The sequence below is a fragment of the Streptomyces plumbidurans genome, assembly GCF_019857225.1.
In the GTDB taxonomy this organism is placed as follows: Bacteria; Actinomycetota; Actinomycetes; order Streptomycetales; family Streptomycetaceae; genus Streptomyces; species Streptomyces plumbidurans.
On the sequence record NZ_JAFJSY010000018.1, the window covers coordinates 26,512 to 42,013 of the forward strand.

Annotated in this window: 13 protein-coding genes; 2 read left to right on the forward strand and 11 right to left on the reverse strand. The window is 72.0% G+C overall.

Going from position 1 to position 15,502, the window contains the following annotated elements:
* Positions 1–36: 36 nt before the first annotated feature.
* The 11 genes from JYK17_RS14865 to JYK17_RS14910 form a co-directional block, all read right to left on the reverse strand.
* Complete coding sequence (locus JYK17_RS14865; protein WP_222810531.1) at positions 37–783, reverse strand: spherulation-specific family 4 protein; 747 nt, start codon at positions 781–783, stop codon at positions 37–39.
* Entirely contained in the window at positions 771–1,730 is a 960-nt protein-coding gene (locus JYK17_RS14870; RefSeq protein ID WP_108014011.1) for an NAD-dependent epimerase/dehydratase family protein, read from the reverse strand. Before JYK17_RS14870 ends, JYK17_RS14865 begins: the two co-directional genes overlap by 13 nt.
* A 553-nt stretch (positions 1,731–2,283) precedes the next feature.
* The gene (locus tag JYK17_RS14875; protein WP_108014010.1) at positions 2,284–3,570 is read right to left on the reverse strand and encodes a hypothetical protein; all 1,287 of its coding nucleotides are present in this window, start codon (positions 3,568–3,570) and stop codon (positions 2,284–2,286) included.
* Complete coding sequence (locus JYK17_RS14880) at positions 3,567–5,294, reverse strand: DUF3492 domain-containing protein (protein ID WP_222810532.1); 1,728 nt, start codon at positions 5,292–5,294, stop codon at positions 3,567–3,569. Before JYK17_RS14880 ends, JYK17_RS14875 begins: the two co-directional genes overlap by 4 nt.
* Positions 5,295–5,484: 190 nt before the next feature.
* Complete coding sequence (locus JYK17_RS14885; RefSeq protein WP_222810564.1) at positions 5,485–7,212, reverse strand: dipeptide ABC transporter ATP-binding protein; 1,728 nt, start codon at positions 7,210–7,212, stop codon at positions 5,485–5,487.
* A 32-nt stretch (positions 7,213–7,244) separates the two neighbouring features.
* A complete protein-coding gene (locus JYK17_RS14890) occupies positions 7,245–8,243 on the reverse strand; it encodes an ABC transporter permease (RefSeq protein ID WP_108014007.1) in 999 nt (332 codons plus the stop codon).
* Complete coding sequence (locus JYK17_RS14895) at positions 8,240–9,301, reverse strand: ABC transporter permease (RefSeq protein WP_222810533.1); 1,062 nt, start codon at positions 9,299–9,301, stop codon at positions 8,240–8,242. Before JYK17_RS14895 ends, JYK17_RS14890 begins: the two co-directional genes overlap by 4 nt.
* 4 nt (positions 9,302–9,305) lie before the next feature.
* Positions 9,306–11,024 (reverse strand): ABC transporter substrate-binding protein, encoded by a 1,719-nt coding sequence (locus tag JYK17_RS14900; protein WP_108014005.1) that lies wholly within the window; start codon positions 11,022–11,024, stop codon positions 9,306–9,308.
* 167 nt (positions 11,025–11,191) lie between these two features.
* Positions 11,192–11,284: an Ms4533A family Cys-rich leader peptide gene (locus JYK17_RS41190; protein WP_340643640.1), complete on the reverse strand. Its 93-nt coding sequence runs from the start codon at positions 11,282–11,284 to the stop codon at positions 11,192–11,194.
* Between the two features lie 56 nt (positions 11,285–11,340).
* The gene (locus JYK17_RS14905) at positions 11,341–12,987 is read right to left on the reverse strand and encodes a DUF3152 domain-containing protein (RefSeq protein WP_222810534.1); all 1,647 of its coding nucleotides are present in this window, start codon (positions 12,985–12,987) and stop codon (positions 11,341–11,343) included.
* Between the two features lie 8 nt (positions 12,988–12,995).
* Positions 12,996–14,108, reverse strand: coding sequence for an alpha/beta fold hydrolase (locus JYK17_RS14910; RefSeq protein WP_222810535.1), 1,113 nt, complete (start codon positions 14,106–14,108; stop codon positions 12,996–12,998).
* Between the two features lie 164 nt (positions 14,109–14,272).
* On the opposite strand from JYK17_RS14910, the gene JYK17_RS14915 reads away from it, so the two are divergent.
* Both JYK17_RS14915 and JYK17_RS14920 read left to right on the forward strand, forming a co-directional pair.
* On the forward strand, positions 14,273–14,497 hold the full coding sequence (locus JYK17_RS14915; RefSeq protein ID WP_108014002.1) for an Rv3202a family protein: 225 nt from the start codon (positions 14,273–14,275) through the stop codon (positions 14,495–14,497).
* A gap of 205 nt (positions 14,498–14,702) precedes the next feature.
* On the forward strand, positions 14,703–15,347 hold the full coding sequence (locus JYK17_RS14920) for a TetR/AcrR family transcriptional regulator (protein WP_108014001.1): 645 nt from the start codon (positions 14,703–14,705) through the stop codon (positions 15,345–15,347).
* Positions 15,348–15,502 lie beyond the last annotated feature (155 nt).

A 15,502-nucleotide genomic window follows, 5' to 3' on the forward strand; every position in this document is an offset into this window, starting at 1 on the left:
ACGGGTGTTCTTGCTGCAACACTGCCACGCGCTTTTTCATTCCGAGACACCCGTTCCGATCCGCGAGACGATTTCGTCCCAGTAGCCGGGCATGGCATCCCAGGGGCCGCCGTGGCCTTGGTCCGTGCAGTCGGTGAAGTAGATCGTCGCCGCGCCCTGCCAGCGGGCGATGCGCAGGGCCTCCTCCAGGTGCGGGAGGGGCACTCCGTGGACGAAGTGGCAGAAACGCTCGGGCGGATGCTCGGCGGTCCACTCGGCCACCTGCGACCAGCGGTAGTCGCTCCAGGGGCCGCTGAAGGTGACCAACTGGTCGGCGCAGTCCACGTAGCCGGGGTGCGGGTGGGCGCCGTGGCCCAGGACGATGTGAGCGTCTTCACACAGCGCGCGGAGCGTGGCGACGGTGCGGCGGATCTCGGGGAGCGAGACGCCGTCGGTCGGACAGCGGTCCAGGAGGAAGCCGTCGACCTGGTACCAGTCGACGTGGCGCTGCGCGTCGGAGATCACCTCGCCGAAGTTCCGGCTCCCGGACGCGGCGTCGAGGTGGCCCAGGACCCGCACGCCCGCGTTGCGCAGTCGTCCCGCCGCCTCCAGGCAGTGCGGGTCGGGCCGGGTGCCGGGGCCATCGGAGACGTTGAGCACGACCCAGTGCAAGGGGGTGCCGGGGCGGGTGAGTTCGTTCCATTCGGTGGGTGCGACGAGGGGGTGTGCGTAGCCGGGGATGCCGAAGCCCGTGCGGACGCCGGTGCTTGCGATGCCTGCTCTGGTGCTCGTCACATACGACATGCCGCCTCCATCCAGATGTCGGCGAGGGACTCCTCGAGGTTGATCCGCGGCCGCCAGCCGAGCCGGTCGCGCGCAGTGCGCACATCGGCCTGCTGCCAGCTTCCGCAGCCGTCCGGGTACGGGTACGCCACCGGGGCCGCGTGGTCGGGATCCGGGCGCGGGTGGCCCACGGTCGCCCGCAACGGGCCGGGCGGACCGTCGAGTTCATGGAGGGCACCGCCGTATCCGGCCACCCGGGCGAGCATGGCGGCGGCGTCGCGCAGCCGGACGGCGCGGCCCGCGCCGATGTTGATGACGCCCTGCGCGGCGGAGAGCGAGGCGGCGTGCACGGCTCGGGCCACATCGCGTACGTCGACGAAGTCGCGCTGGATGCCGAGGCCGCCGAGCTTGAGCTCGCCGTCGCCGGACTGCATGGCCCGGCGCATGGCCTCGGCGAGCCGGCCGAGCGGTGATCCGGCGGGCGTGCCCGGTCCGGCCGGGGAGAAGACCCGCAGGACGACCGCGTCCAGGCCGGAGCCGAGGACGAGTTCGGTGGCGGCGAGCTTGCTGACGCCGTACGGGCCGCCGGGGCGGGGGACGGCGTCCTCCGCCGTGGAGGAGCCGGGTTGGCTGGGCCCGTACTCCGCGCCGCAGCCGATCTGCACCAGGCGTGCGCCGCAGCCACTGCGGCGCAGGGCCTCGCAGACGGTGGCCACGGCCACGGTGTTGTGGCGGGTCAGGTCGCGGGCGCCGCCGCGGGTGGCACCGGCGCAGTTGATGACGACACCGGGGTGGACCGCGTCGAGGAAGCGGGTGAGGGCACCGGGGCTGCCGGACGCGAGGTCGAAGCGGACGTCGGCGTCGTCGCCGCGGCCGAGCGCGGTGAGCTGTACGGCCGGGTCGGCGAGCAGACGGTCGGCGACGAAGCGGCCCAGGTAGCCGTTGGCTCCGATCAGCAGGACTCTCATCGGGCGGCTCCCGGGGCCGAGGCGTCAGATCGGGAGGTGATCATCTGGACTTCTCCTTCGGAGGGGGAGGTGCGGTTGCCCCGGGCGGCGGATCCGGGCGCCGGCGGCGGGGTGGGGGCCGGCCTGCTGCGGCGTACCGGCGGCCCGGGGCGGTGGCAGGAGGGCGGCCGCGGCGTCAGCACGGCTGGTCCACGGGCGCGTGGGCCGAGGCCCAAGTCAGGGTGCGGGTCACGTGGACCAGCAGGGCCAGCGCCGCCGCTGCGCAGACGAGGGTCGAGACGCTGCGCCGTCGGCCGGGTGGGGGTCGGCCCGCTGCGGCGTTCGAGCGGCCCGAGGCGGTGGCCAGGAGACGGCCGCGGCGTCGGCGTCAGCACGGCCTGTCCGCGGGCGCGTGGGCCGAGGCCCGAGTCAGGGTGCGGGTCGCGTGAGCCAACGGGATCAGCGCCGCCACCGAGCAGACGAGGGTCGGGACACTGCGCCGGCGACGGGGTGAGGGCCAGCCTGCCGCGGGGTACCGACGGCCCGAGGCGATGGCCAGGAGACGGCCGCGGCGTCAGCACGGCTGGTCCACGGGCGCGTGGGCCGAGGCCCGGGTCAGGGTGCGGGTCGCGTGGACCAGCAGGGTCAGCGCGGCCACCGAGCAGACGAGGGTCGGGACGGTGCCGGGGCCCCAGGTGTCGGCGGCGGTTTCCACGGGGGTGGCGAGGAAGCCGCACCCGGGCAGGCGGCCCGCGAAGACCGTGGCGAGGGCGGTCGCCTCGGCGGCCGCCGCTGCCCCGAGGAGGATCGCGGGGGCGTGGGTGAAACCGTGCGCGGTGAGGAGGCGGGCGAGGAGCAGCAGGGCGCCCAGGGTGACGGTCTGGGCGTAGGCCGGGCTCTCGCCCAGGACGACGCCGCACACGGCGAGCAGGGCCGACAGAGCGGACAGGAACAGGGCGAACGCGCCCAGCAGCAGGGGCCGCGCGGACGCGGTGAAATCCTCCAGGCCCCGGCTGGTGTCCAGTCGGCGGCGGGCGCTCACCGCGAAGAGGTGCGCGCACCACGCGGCGGGGGCGCACGCCAGGCTCAGGGCCAGGACAGGCGCCGTGGCCACGGCCCATGAGCTGTCGGCGGAGGCACCGGGCAGGGCGTCGGGGCCTCCGGCGACGGCCGCCTCGAGCAGGCCGTCGCCGAGGAGGGCGTAGGCGACGAGCCAGCACGTCCACGCCCGACTGCCTGAAGAGTGGCGTGCGGATCCCGGGAGCGTGCCGTTCGTCGGGGCGAGGGGGCCGCGGGTGAGCGCCGCGCGCAGGGCGAGGACCGCTGCGAGGACGCCGACCGCGAGCGCGATGGCGTGGGCCTGTCCGTGAGTGAGGCGGAGGGCGGCCACGGTCGCGGCGCAGAGCGTTCCGGGCAGCAGGGTGAGAAGGATCCAGGAGGTGTGTGCGCGGGTGGGCGTGAGGGTGGTGGGGCGCGGCGCCGTCTCCTCGTCGTGGGCGGCGCGCGCGTACATCTCCTCCGCGAGGGAGAAGACGTCCCGGTGGCGGAAGCGGGTCGCGGTCCGGTCGGTGACGCCGTGGGCCTCCAGGCCCGCCGCGATCTCCAGGGGGTCCACGGCTCGTTCGCACAGCTCGCGATGACGGTGCATCAGCGCCTTCACGGGGTCGGCGGCGGTGCGGCGGGGGGTCGGTCGACGGTTGGGGGCGGGGGCATGAGCCTGCTCGGACACCGCGGACACCGCAGTCCCCTCCGGCACCGCATCAGCCCCACCGACCTCCGCAACCCACTCCCCCGAGCGCTCGTCCCACGCCTCCGCGCCGCCCGGTGCGCCGGGGCGGTCCAGTTCTCCCAAGCCGCTCATCGCGCACCCTCCGTGGCGGGCGTCGCGTGCGTTGCGGGCATCGCGGAACCGGCGCGTACGGGGGCGCCCGCCGCCCAGGCGGGGCCGCCGCGGGCCACTACGCGCGCGGCCGGGCCGGTCCAGCGGCCGGGGACGTGGGCCTCGGCGGGAACGGCGAAGGGCAGGGGCTCGCCGGTGTCGTCGAGGACGAGCCGGCGTACCGGGGTGTGCGAGACGATCTCCAGGTAAATGCCGTGAAATGCCGTGGTGTTCTGCTCGACGGTGAACAGTTCGAGCGCACGCGCGCGTGCGGCCGCGCCCAGGCGCTCCCGGCGCTCGGGGTCGCGCAACAGCGCCAGGCACGCCTCGCCGAGCGCCCGGGGGTTGCGCGGCGGCACCACGAGCCCCGTGCCTCCAATGACCTCGACGACCGCACCGACATCCGTGGACACCGTCGCGCGGCCGCAGAACATGGCCTCGACCAGGCTGATCGGAAAGCCCTCGACGACGCTGGAGAGCACGGTCACGGCCCCGGCGGCGTACGCGTCGGCGAGCGTGGGCAGCTCCGGGCCGCCGATCTCCTCGAAGGAGACGGGGTTGTCGCCGACGGAGTGCGGCCCCTCGGCCTCGTCGGGGAAGAGCTGCGCCGCGAGCGCTTTGCAGTGTCCGAGATAGGCCGTGCCCTCGGGGTCGGCCGGTGCGCCGACGATCCGCAGCCGCGTCTTCGGCTCCTCCTTGCGGATCTCGGCGAAGGCGTGCAGCAGGGAGACCAGGTCCTTGGCGGGCTCGATGCGGCCGACCCAGACCAGCGTGTCGGCGTCGGCGCTCTCGGCGGACTCCCCCACCTCGGCGAAACGGGAGGCGTCCATGCCCGGGTAGACCGTGCGGAGCTTGGTCCGGTCGGCGCCGCAGCGCTCCTGCCAGCGGCGGGCGTGCGCATTGCCCGGTGTGATGACGGCGGCCCGTTCGTAGGTCTCGGCGGCGAGCCTGCCGTGGAAGGCGGCGAGCAGGGCGCGCACGGCGGGCGGCGCGTCCGTGGCGGCCAGGTAGTGCGTGCGCAGTCGCACGCCGTACTCGGTCACCAGGAGGGGTACGCCGTGGAAGTGGCGCGCGAGCAGTCCGGGCAGGGCGGCGGGGCCGCCGGACGTCGCGTGGCACAGGTCGACCGAGCCGAGCCCGTCGTCCTCGTACCAGTCGAGCGAGAGGGGGCGCAGGGCGCGTTCGAGGTGTGCGGCGACCGCGAGCAGATCCGGGACGCGCGCCTCCCGCGCGTCCCGCAGGGCGCCCGGTGCGCGACAGGCGCGCTCCAGGGCGCGTACGGCGGTCTCGGATCGGAGCGCTCCCACGAGACCGCCTTCGTCGCGGGCGAGTTCGGCGAGGCCGTACAGCGCGTTGCCGAAACGGTCCGCCTCGGCGGCCGGGGCCTCCCCCGGGGCGGCGGGATCCCCTGGCCTGCCCGTGCACAACGCGGCCGCCAACTCGCCGTAGCACTCGGCGAACCGGCGGCGCGCCCGGCGCCCGTAGTGGACCCCGTCGTCCTCGGCTGTCCACAGCGGCGCGGTGATCACCCGGTCGACCTGCGACGGCAGCGGGATCCAGCCCTCGGCCTCCTGGCGCTCGCTGCGGCTGAGCGCGTAGACCTCGAACTCGTGCTGCCCGAGCCCGCGCACGAGCCGGTCGCACCAGAGCCTGGCGTCACCGCTCACATACGGATAGCCACCCTCCGTAAGCAGTCCGATGCGCACGAGCGCACCCCCGATCTCCCGTATGAGGAGCCGCCGTTGACTTGGCGGCTCACAGCGGGAAGAACGTATGCGGACAAGGCGGTGGCGCGATGGACGGTTGTCCGTCGCGCCACCAAAAGGGGTGAACGGTCGTAACTTTCCTGTGCGGTTCGCGTTCGATCGCGCTAAGAGATCAAGCAGTTACGTTCCGTCAGGCGACGGCCAATTCTCGCCGGGCCACCCTGCGCCGGGCGGCGACCTGCGGGTCGAGCGACGGTACGGCGGCCAGCAGCTGCTTGGTGTACGGGTCCTGGGGGTTGTCGTACACCTCGTCGGCGGGGCCCGACTCGACGATCCGGCCGCGGCGCATCACCGCGACCCGGTCGCTGACCTGTCGCACGACGGCGAGGTCGTGCGCGACGAAGACGAGCGCCAGCCCGAGTTCGCGCTGGAGCTCACCGAGCAGGGCGACGACCTGGGCCTGCGTGGTCACGTCGAGCGCGGAGACCGGCTCGTCGCAGACGATCACGCGCGGGTCGGCGGCGAGCGCCCGCGCGATGCCCACGCGCTGGCGCTGTCCACCGCTGAACTCGTGCGGGTAGCGGTCGTAGTGCGCCCCTTCGAGCCCTACGCGCTCCAGCAATTCCGTCACGCGCCCCCTGATCCGCTTCTCGTCCCTCTCGCCACGCGCGCGGAGCGGGTCGGCTATCGACTCACCCACGCTGCGGCGCGGGTTGAGGGAGGAGACGGGGTCCTGGAAGACCATCTGGACGGCCGGATGCACGCCCACGCGCGCGTGCCCGTCGTAGCGGACCTCACCGGCCGTCGGCTCCAGCAGCCCGACCAGCATCCGGCCGAGCGTCGTCTTGCCGCTGCCGCTCTCGCCCACGACACCGAGGGTCTCGCCCCGCCGGATGGCCAGCGACACGCCGTCCACTGCGGCGAACGCCCGCTTGCCCCGCCCGAACTCACGCCGCAGGCCGGTGGCTTCCAGAACGACGTCCCCGGTCACCTCCGGACGGCCGTCGGGGCCGCCGGCGCCGACCTCTGCCGCAGACACGGCAGACACCGCAGACACCGCGGACACGGCGCCGGCGGCTACCCCGGCGCCCTCCTCGCCGGCTACCCCGGCGTCGTCCCCGCCAGTCACCGACGCGCCCCGTCGCGCATCCACCCGCGGCACCGCCGCCAGCAACTCCCGTGTGTACGTCTGTGCAGGCGCGCTCAACACGTCGGCCACCGGACCGTGTTCGACCCGGCGCCCGTGCCGCATGACGAGTACCTCGTCGACGCTCTCGGCGGCCACGCCCACGTCGTGCGTGACGAGCAGCAGGCCCATGCCGGTCTCCTCGCGCAGTGTGTGGAGCAGGTCGAGGATCTGGGCCTGGACCGTGACGTCGAGTGCGGTGGTCGGTTCGTCGGCGATCAGCAGGTCGGGCTCGCAGGCGAGCGCCATCGCGATGAGCGCGCGCTGGCGCATGCCGCCGCTGAACTCGTGCGGCCGGGAACGCGAGCGCCGCACCGCGTCCGGAATCCCCACCCGGTCGAGCACGTCCACCGCACGCGCGCGTGCCGCCCGTCGTGACACGCGCGTGTGCACGCGGTACACCTCGGCGATCTGGTCGCCGATCGCGTAGTACGGGTCGAGGGACGACAGCGGGTCCTGGAAGACCATGGCGGCCTTGGCGCCGCGCAGCCGCCGCAGTTCGTCGTCGGACGCCCGCTGTACGTCGGCGCCGGCGACCTCGATCGAGCCGCCGACCCGCGCGCCGGTTCCGCGGTGCAACCCCAGCAGGGCCGAGGCGACCGTGGACTTGCCGGATCCGGACTCGCCGACCAGCGCCAGGGCGGCGCCGCGAGCCAGGCCGAACGAGAGGCAGTCCACGGCCCGCAAATCGCCGAACTCCACGGACAGGTCCGTCACCTGGACGAGACTCACGTCGGTACCACCACTCACGTCGGTACCACCACTCACGTCAGTACCACCCGTCGGTCGGCCACCGCGTACAGGACGTCCGCGACGGCGTTGGCGAGGACCACGAAGAAACCGATGACCAGGACCATGCCGACGACGACGGGCAGGTCGACCACATTGACCGCGTGGACGAGTTCCTGTCCGATGCCGGGCAGTCCGAAGAGGGTCTCGGTGAGGACGGCGCCGCCGATCGCCGAGCCGACGTTGTTGGCGTTCAGCGCGATGACGGGCGCGAGGGCGCCGCGCAGCGCGTGCCGCCCCACGATCGCCCGCTCGGCGACCCCGTAGGCCCGGAAGGTGCGGATGTGGTCCTCTGCCAGCGTCTCCAGCATCGACGCCCTGGTCAGCCGCGCGAACGCGGCGGCCTCGATCAGGGCGAGCGAGAGCCAGGGCAACAGCAGGTTCCACGCCCACTGCTCGGGGTCGTCGGTGAGCTTCACGTACTGCGGGAAGGGCAGCAGTTGCAGTTCGCCGCAGACGACGATCATCAGCACCAGGCCGATGACGAAGACCGGGGTGGCCCAGCCAGCGAGGGTGAGGGCCGTCAGCAGCCGCTCGGTGAACCGGCCGCGCCGCCACGCGGAGAGCACACCGGTGCCGACCCCGAGGACCAGCCACAGGACCATCGCGCCGAGCACCAGCGAGAGGCTCACCGGCAGCTTCGTCAGGATGATGTCCATGACCTGACGGTCGGTCTGGTACGAGAGCCCGAGGCAGGGCGCCGGGCAGTGCTCCACCGAGGTGCCCGTGGAGTAGTCCTGACCGGCGACCAGGCCTTCGAGGAAGTGCCAATAGCGCACGTACAGCGGGTCGTCGAGCCTGAGTTGCTGGGCCACCTGGTGCACCTGCTCCGGGGAGCAGCGCGGGCCGCAGGTGATCTGCGCGACGTTGCCCGGGGTGGCGTAGAAGACGACGTAGACGATGACCGAGATGGCCAGCAGGGTGATGACCGTGCCGATGCCGCGCCGGACCAGGAAGCCTCCGAAGCCGCTCATGCGGAGCCCTCCTTCGCGCCCGCCCCGGCGCCCTTCTCCCCCGCCCGGACGCCTGTCCCAGCGTCCTTCCCGGCCGCCCCGGCCTCCCGCTTGCTGCCCGTCCCGACGCGCAGTCGGGAGGCGGCCCGGGGGTCCAGGGCGGTGCGGACGCCGTCGCCGAGGACGGTCAGGGCGAGGACGGTGACGAAGAGCGCGCCCGCCGGGAGCAGCAGGTACTGCGGGGCCGCCTGGTACCAGACGTCGGCGGCGGTGAGCATCTGCCCCCAGGACGGCGTGGGCGGCTTCACGCCGACGCCGAGGAAGGACAGCGCGGCCTCGACGCTGATGTTGACCGGCATGAGGATCGCGGCGTACGTGATGACCGGAGCGGCGAGCCCGGGCAGCAGTTCCCTGCGCGCGATGCGCCAGGTCCCCCAGCCGCTGAGCCGGGCGGCGGAGACATAGTCGAGCCCCTTGAGCGTGAGCGTCTGGGCCCGCACGATCTTCGCGATGTTGCCCCAGGCGATGAACCCGATGACCAACGTGACCAGTACAGGTCGCGGGAAGCTCGACGGGACGATCGCGAGCAGCGCCAACGACATGATCATCAAAGGCATGGCGACGAAGATGTCGGTGATCCGGCTCAACAGTTGATCAACCCATCCGGCGCCGATCGCCGAGGCGATTCCGATCACCACGCCGAGGAAGACCTGGATCACGGTCGCCGCCAGCGCGACGCCCAGGGAGACCCGCGCCCCGTAGACGAGCCGGGCGAACAGGTCGCGCCCGGTCTGCGGTTCGACGCCCAGCCAGTGGTCGGCGCCGATGCCCCCGAGGGAGCCGATCGGCACGCCTCCGCGCGCGGAGTCGACGAGCGAGGGGTGGTACGTGGTCGGGTCCTGGTTCTCCAGGGCGGTGAGCAGGGGCGCGGCGAGCGCGATCAGGACCAGCAGTGCGACGACGGACGCCGCGACGAGGGCGGCGCGCTGCGTACGCAGCCGCCGCCAGAACCGAAGGGCCCCCGAGGTCCCCGAGGCGGACACCTCGGGGACCTGGGTGGCGACAAGTGCCTCGCTCACGGCGCTACTTCACCGCGACCTGCGAGATGTCCAGCACGCCGGTCCAGTCGCTGATCACGACGTTCTTGATGTCGCTGCCGACCAGGCGCTTGTAGACGGGGTGGAACAGCGGGACGGTCAGGGCCTGTTCGCCGATCTTCTTGTCCAGTGCACCCCACCTCTTGGCGGCAGCGTCAAGATCGGTCAACTTGTTGATCGCGTCAATCTCGTCATTGACCGACTTGTCATTGAGCAGGCCGTTGTTGAAGTTCGCGCCGTTCTTGACGATCTGGCGACCGTCGAAGATCGGGGCGAGGAAGGGGCCGCCGGAGGGCCAGTCGGCACCCCAGTGGGCGAGGAAGAAGCCGGGCTCGGTCTTCACGCTGTGGATCTTGTCCCGGTAGTCGTTGTCCTCCAGGCCCTGCAGCTTGACCGTGATGCCGGCCTTCTTGAGCGCGTCCTGGATGGCGGTCGCGATCTCCGGGCTGGTCTCGAAGTCCTTGGCGTTGGAGTGGGTCAGCGTGACGGTGAGGCCGTTCTTGTAACCCGCCTGGGACAGCAGCTGCTTGGCCTTGGCGGCGTTGCCGGCCGCACCGGCCGGGAAGAGGTCGTACGGCGTGTAGCCGAAGGACTTCTGGTTCGGCAGGAAGGTGGTGGCCGGCTCGGCGAGCGCCGAACCGCCGGCCGCGTTGACCACGGACGACCGGTCGATGGCGTACGAGATCGCCTGCCGCACCTTGACGTTGTTGAACGGCTTGACGGTCGGGTTGAACGCTATGTAGTTGGTGTAGCCGAAGTGGCCCGTGCCGACACGCGCGGCCAGCTTCTTGTCGCTGCTCACCTTGGCGAGTTCGGCCGGACCGAGGTTGGTGTCCGTGGTCACGGCCGCCGCGTCCGCACCCTGCGACGCCGACAGCCGCTGGTTGATCACGGACGAGTCGAGACCGGACCGCACGTCGATCTTGTCCGGGTAGGCCTTGCGCTCGGGGTCCGTGGCGGCCGACCAGTGGGTGTTGCGCTCCAGGACCAGGTGCTCACCGTCGTTCTCGTTGCTGACGACCTTGTACGGTCCGGACGAGACCGGGTGCTCCTCGTACTTCGTACCCGTGTCCTTGGCCTTCGGGACGGGCGTGAACTGCGTCTGCGTGGCCAGGTACGGGAACTCGCCCTCGGGCTTGTTGAGATGGAAGACGATGGTCCGGCTGTCCGGCGTCTCGATCGCCGGCAGGCCCTTCTTGTCCTTGTACGGCCCCTGGTAGTCGGCCGCGCCGACCAGCCAGTCCCGCAGGTAGGGCGCGCCGCCGGACAGCTCGGGCGCGAAGGAGCGCTCGATGCCGTACTTGATGTCGGCGGACGTGATCGCGCTGCCGTCCTCGTACGTGAGGCCCTTCTTCAGGGTGTACGTCCACACGGTCGCGTCCTTGTTGGGGCGCCCGATGTCGGTGGCGAGGTCCGGGACGACCTTGGCACCGGCCGCGCCGTTCTCGCGGTTGCGGGTGGTGAGCGTACGGAAGACCAGGGAGGGGACGTTGCCGCCGCCGGAGGTGTACAGGCGCGCGGGGTCGAAGTCCGTCTGGGCCTCGGAGTTGAGGACCGTGAGGGTGCCGCCCTTGTGGGGCGTGGAGTCGCCGCCGGCGCCCTTGGCATCGTTGTCCTCGGGCCCGCAGGCGGCGGCGCCCAGGGCCAGGACCAGGCCTGCGGATATCGCCGCCACACGGGCTCTGTTTACGGACGGGTGACGCATCGGAATGACGACCTCTCGAATGATGAGACGGATTGACGAGATGTGAGACGAATGTGAGCAGACGTCTGCCCGGGCGTCAGGTCGTCGAAAACGGCTGCCCGGCCACGGCGCAAGACCGGGTCAGGGGAGCGGGACAAGATCGCGACGCGAGCGCCCGTGGGCGAGCGTCAGCGACAGTCGATGTCGGCCACGCAGAGCGCGGTCACGCCGATGAGCGCCAGCTCGATGGCGGCGCGCGCGGAGGCGTGGAGGGTCGACATGACCAGAAATATGAATCAACTTTCTGCGCATGTCAATGTGACATATGCGGCACCCGTCAACTCCCCGGATACGGCCAGGGGTTGGCCCGGCAGTGGATCCCGTCGTGGTCGAGGAACTTGGTCTGCTGCTGCATCACCGGGGCGAGCTCGCCGTCCTTGGTGCAGTTCACGTGGCCGTGGCCGAGTCGGTGACCGACCTCGTGGTTGATCAACATCTGCCGGTAGGCCAGCATGTGGTCGCCGTAGGTCTTCGACCCCTGTGCCCATCTGTATGCATTGATCATCACTCGCTCGGTGGCGGCCGAGTCGCAGGAGACGTTCTCCTCGCCGGTGTCGAGTCCGGACTTGGCGCACCACTTCGCGGTGGTCCCCGGGCTGGCGAGTGTGATCACGAAGTCGGGCTTGCCGGTGTGGATGCGCTCGAAGGTGCGCTCGCCGTCGTGGGCCCAGCTCCGTTTGTCGTTGAGGGTCGTCTGCACGGCCCGGGCGAAGAGTTCGCCGTCGAGCCCGAGCCCCTGCTCCACATCCACGCGGTAGGTGTACTTCTGCCCCTTGCCCGGCGCCTTGGCCACCCCGGGGACCGCGTCGAACTTCCCCGACCCCTTGAGCGTCGCACTGAGCGGATACCGCTTCGCCATCGCCTGGGAGTACGTCAGCGTCGCCACGCTGGGCGAGGCGGACGGCGCCGCGCTCCCGCCCGAGTCCCGGGCGTCCCGGGCCTGGTCGGTCGCCGACTGCGTCCCGATGGCGTCGTCGTCGCGTCCGTTCGCGACCTGCCCGGCCACCACGACGGCCAGCACGGTCGTCACGGCGGCAGCGGCAATGCCGGTGAACGTCCGCCCCTTGCTGCCCCTGGTCTGCGCGGGCACACCGGTTGGCGCCGCGTCCTCGTCGGTCTCTGAGTCGGTCTCGGCATCGGTCTCGGAGGGGACGCCGACCCCCGTGTCCGGATCCCAGTCGGTGACGGAGGCGTACGGGTCCGCGGCGCGCGCGGACGCATACGACCCCGGGGCGCGCACGGAACCGCCGCCGCGGGGCGCGAAGACGTCGGCCTCCTCGTCGGAGCCGCCGAAGCCGCCTGAGCCGCCGAAGGCATCGAAGTCGTCGAATGCGTCGACGTAATCCTGCCGCGGCCCTCCGGGCGGCGCCTGGCGCTGCCGCGGGAGGGACACACCGGGGCTCCTCAACTCGCCCCATCCCCCGCCGGCTTCACGCTGCTCGGGGTGACCGCCACGGAACTGGGGCGCGCTGAGGGAAGTGCCGTCGGCGAGACGGGGAGTGCCGTGGGCGGGAGTGCCGTCGGGGAATCGAGGCACCCCCCGGGCGGGCGTGCCGTCCGGGAATCGAGGCACTCCGCGCGCGGGGGTGCCGTCGGCGAATCGCGGTACCCCGCGCGCGGGAGTCCCATCAGGCAGACGCGGCACCCCACGCGCGGGCGTGCCATCCGTCGGCCGCGGCCCGTACGCCGGCATCCCCTGCCCGGACGGCGGCCCGTACCCCGGCATCCCCTGCGGCCCGGACGGCGGCCCGTACCCCGGCGCCCCTTGCTGCCCAGGCAGCGGCCCGGGTACCCGTCGAGCACCCGCGGCTCCCGCACCGGCGCCCGAGCCCCCGGACCCCGACCCCTGGCCTCCACGTACCGCGTCCGCGTCCCTGGACTCGCCCTTCGCGGCACCGGAGCCGCGGCGGCTGTGACGTCCCACGCCGGCCCTCAGCTCCCCGTGCTCTCGGTGGCACTATCGCCGTCGGCGACAAGCAAACCATCCCGGCCGAGGGAGGCCCGGTCCGCGCCACTCGCCGACGCACCACCGGCCGTCTCACCCGAATCGCCCGACTCGCTTGTCCCGCCTGCGCCACCAGTCTCGCCCATCTCGCCCGTCTCGGCGAGGAGTTCACGAAAGGCGCGGGCCACGGTGTCCGGATACTCCATCATCGCCACGTGCCCCGCGTCCGGCAGGGTCAGCAGGCGTGAGTCGCGGAAGGCGCGGGCCGCCTTCCGGGCCATCCGGAAGCCGACGAGCTGGTCCCGGCCGCCGTAGACGAGCAGGGTCGGGGCGAGGACGCGCTCCGCCTGGCGCCACAGTCCGTGCTGTCCGCCCAGGGTGTACGCGTTGACGATGCCGCGCGCGGAACGCGTCATCGCGTCCCAGAGATACGGCAGTTGCAGCCGCCGTTCCATCTCCTCCACGGCGTTGCGGAAGCCTTCCGGCGACACCTGACCGGGATCGCCGTAGCAGAGCGCCATGACGCCGCGGACGCGTGCCTCCGCGGACCACTTCCTGGTGGCGCGGGTGAACAGGCCGGCGACGCCGGGCAGCGCGAGCAGCGCCGTCGGCACCGCGCTGCGCTGGATGAGGATCTCCGGCAGCGCCGGTGAGACCAGGGTCAGCGTGCGTACGAGGTCGGGCCGCAGCGCCGCCACGCGCGTGGTGACCGCGCCGCCGAGCGAATTGCCCAGCAGATGCACGGGACCGCGCCCGGAGGCGTCGAGAAAACGGATCACCGCGCGCGCGTGCCCGGTGATCGAGTAGTCGCCGTCGTCCGGCGGCGGGGAGTCGCCGAAGCCCGGCAGGTCGATGGCCTCGCCGTCGACCACGTCGTCGAGCTGCTCCATCAGGGCCGACCAGTTCTGCGAGGAACCGCCCAGACCGTGGACGTAGAGCGCGGGTGGCAGTCCCTCGCGCGCGGGTGGTCTCGACCGCACCGTCAGCGTGATCCCCGGCAGCCCGACGGACCTCAGCCGCTCGCCCTCCGCGACCCTTACGGGCGCCACCTTCGGGAGCACATTGGTCGCCGGAACGGACGGCAGCTCGGTCGAAGACATGCGGCAATGTTACGAGACGATCACGTAGTGGCTCATGTGTTCGCCGTCACAGATTGCCTGCACACCGCATAGCATCCGGATCCGGTGTCTCCTAGGCTCATAAAGAGGGCACCCGCTGTGGCCCCTGCTTCTTCCAGGGACATTCGTAGGAAGGGAGCCCGATCATGGCCGTAGACCCAAGCGACCCCGACACCTTCGAGGACGAGAGCGCGGAGGAAGCCCGGGAGATCGACGTCGAGGCACCGGAGAACGACGCCGCTGAGCAGTCCGAGAAGCTCACGGCGGACAAGGACGACCCTCTCGAGGACGTGGACCCGGCCCGCGGGAACGAGGCCGATCTCGTCGAGCAGCACCGCGTCGTCTCCCTCGACGAGGACGACTACCGCTGACGGGGGACGCGGGCCTCCGAGAGGGTGCCGCTGAACTGGAGGGAGACGGCCGCCTGCCCGCTTCGCTCCGGTTTGGCACCATCTGCACGGCTTTCGTCGCTGTCCGGTCCGTGAAATTCTGCGCTCGCACCGCGCACACCGGGGTTACCGAAAAGTACGATGGCGGCGCGGCGCACACCGCATGTGGACGAAATTGGGAGGCGGCGTGACAGCCATCGAGCAGACAGAGGCGGCACGCCCGCGGGGCACGCGCCTGCCGCGCCGTGCCCGACGGAATCAGCTGCTGGGTGCCGCACAGGAAGTGTTCGTGGCACAGGGTTACCACGCGGCCGCGATGGACGACATCGCCGAGCGCGCCGGGGTCAGCAAGCCGGTGCTCTACCAGCACTTCCCGGGCAAGCTCGACCTCTACCTCGCACTGCTGGACCAGCACTGCGAGTCACTGATCGGTTCGGTACGGAGCGCGCTCGCGTCGACCACCGACAACAAGCAGCGCGTCCGCGCGACCATGGACGCCTACTTCGCATATGTGGAGGACGACGGCGGCGCCTTCCGACTGGTGTTCGAGTCGGACCTAACGAACGAGCCCGCGGTGCGCGAGCGCGTCGACAAGGTCACCAACGAGTGCGCCGAGGCGATCTGTGAGGTGATCGCCGAGGACACCGGCCTCTCGCGCGCGGAGTCGATGCTGCTGGCCTCCGGTCTCGGCGGGCTCGCGCAGGTCGTGGCGCGCTCCTGGCTGCACAGCGACCGCAGCGTGCCGCGCGACCAGGCGGTGCAGTTGCTGACCTCGCTCGCCTGGCGCGGTATCGCGGGCTTCCCGCTGCACGGCACCGAGCAGGCTCACTGACGGCCCGTCGGCAGCACCGGCTTGCGCCCTCGTCGCCGCCTTTGTTCCCGCTCGCTGTTCGCTCTTGGCGTTCCCGGGCGGAGCATGTGGGTCCCCTCACCGGGCTAATGTGTGCTGGGTACGGCGCGTATAGGTCGCGCACTTCACTGACCGTC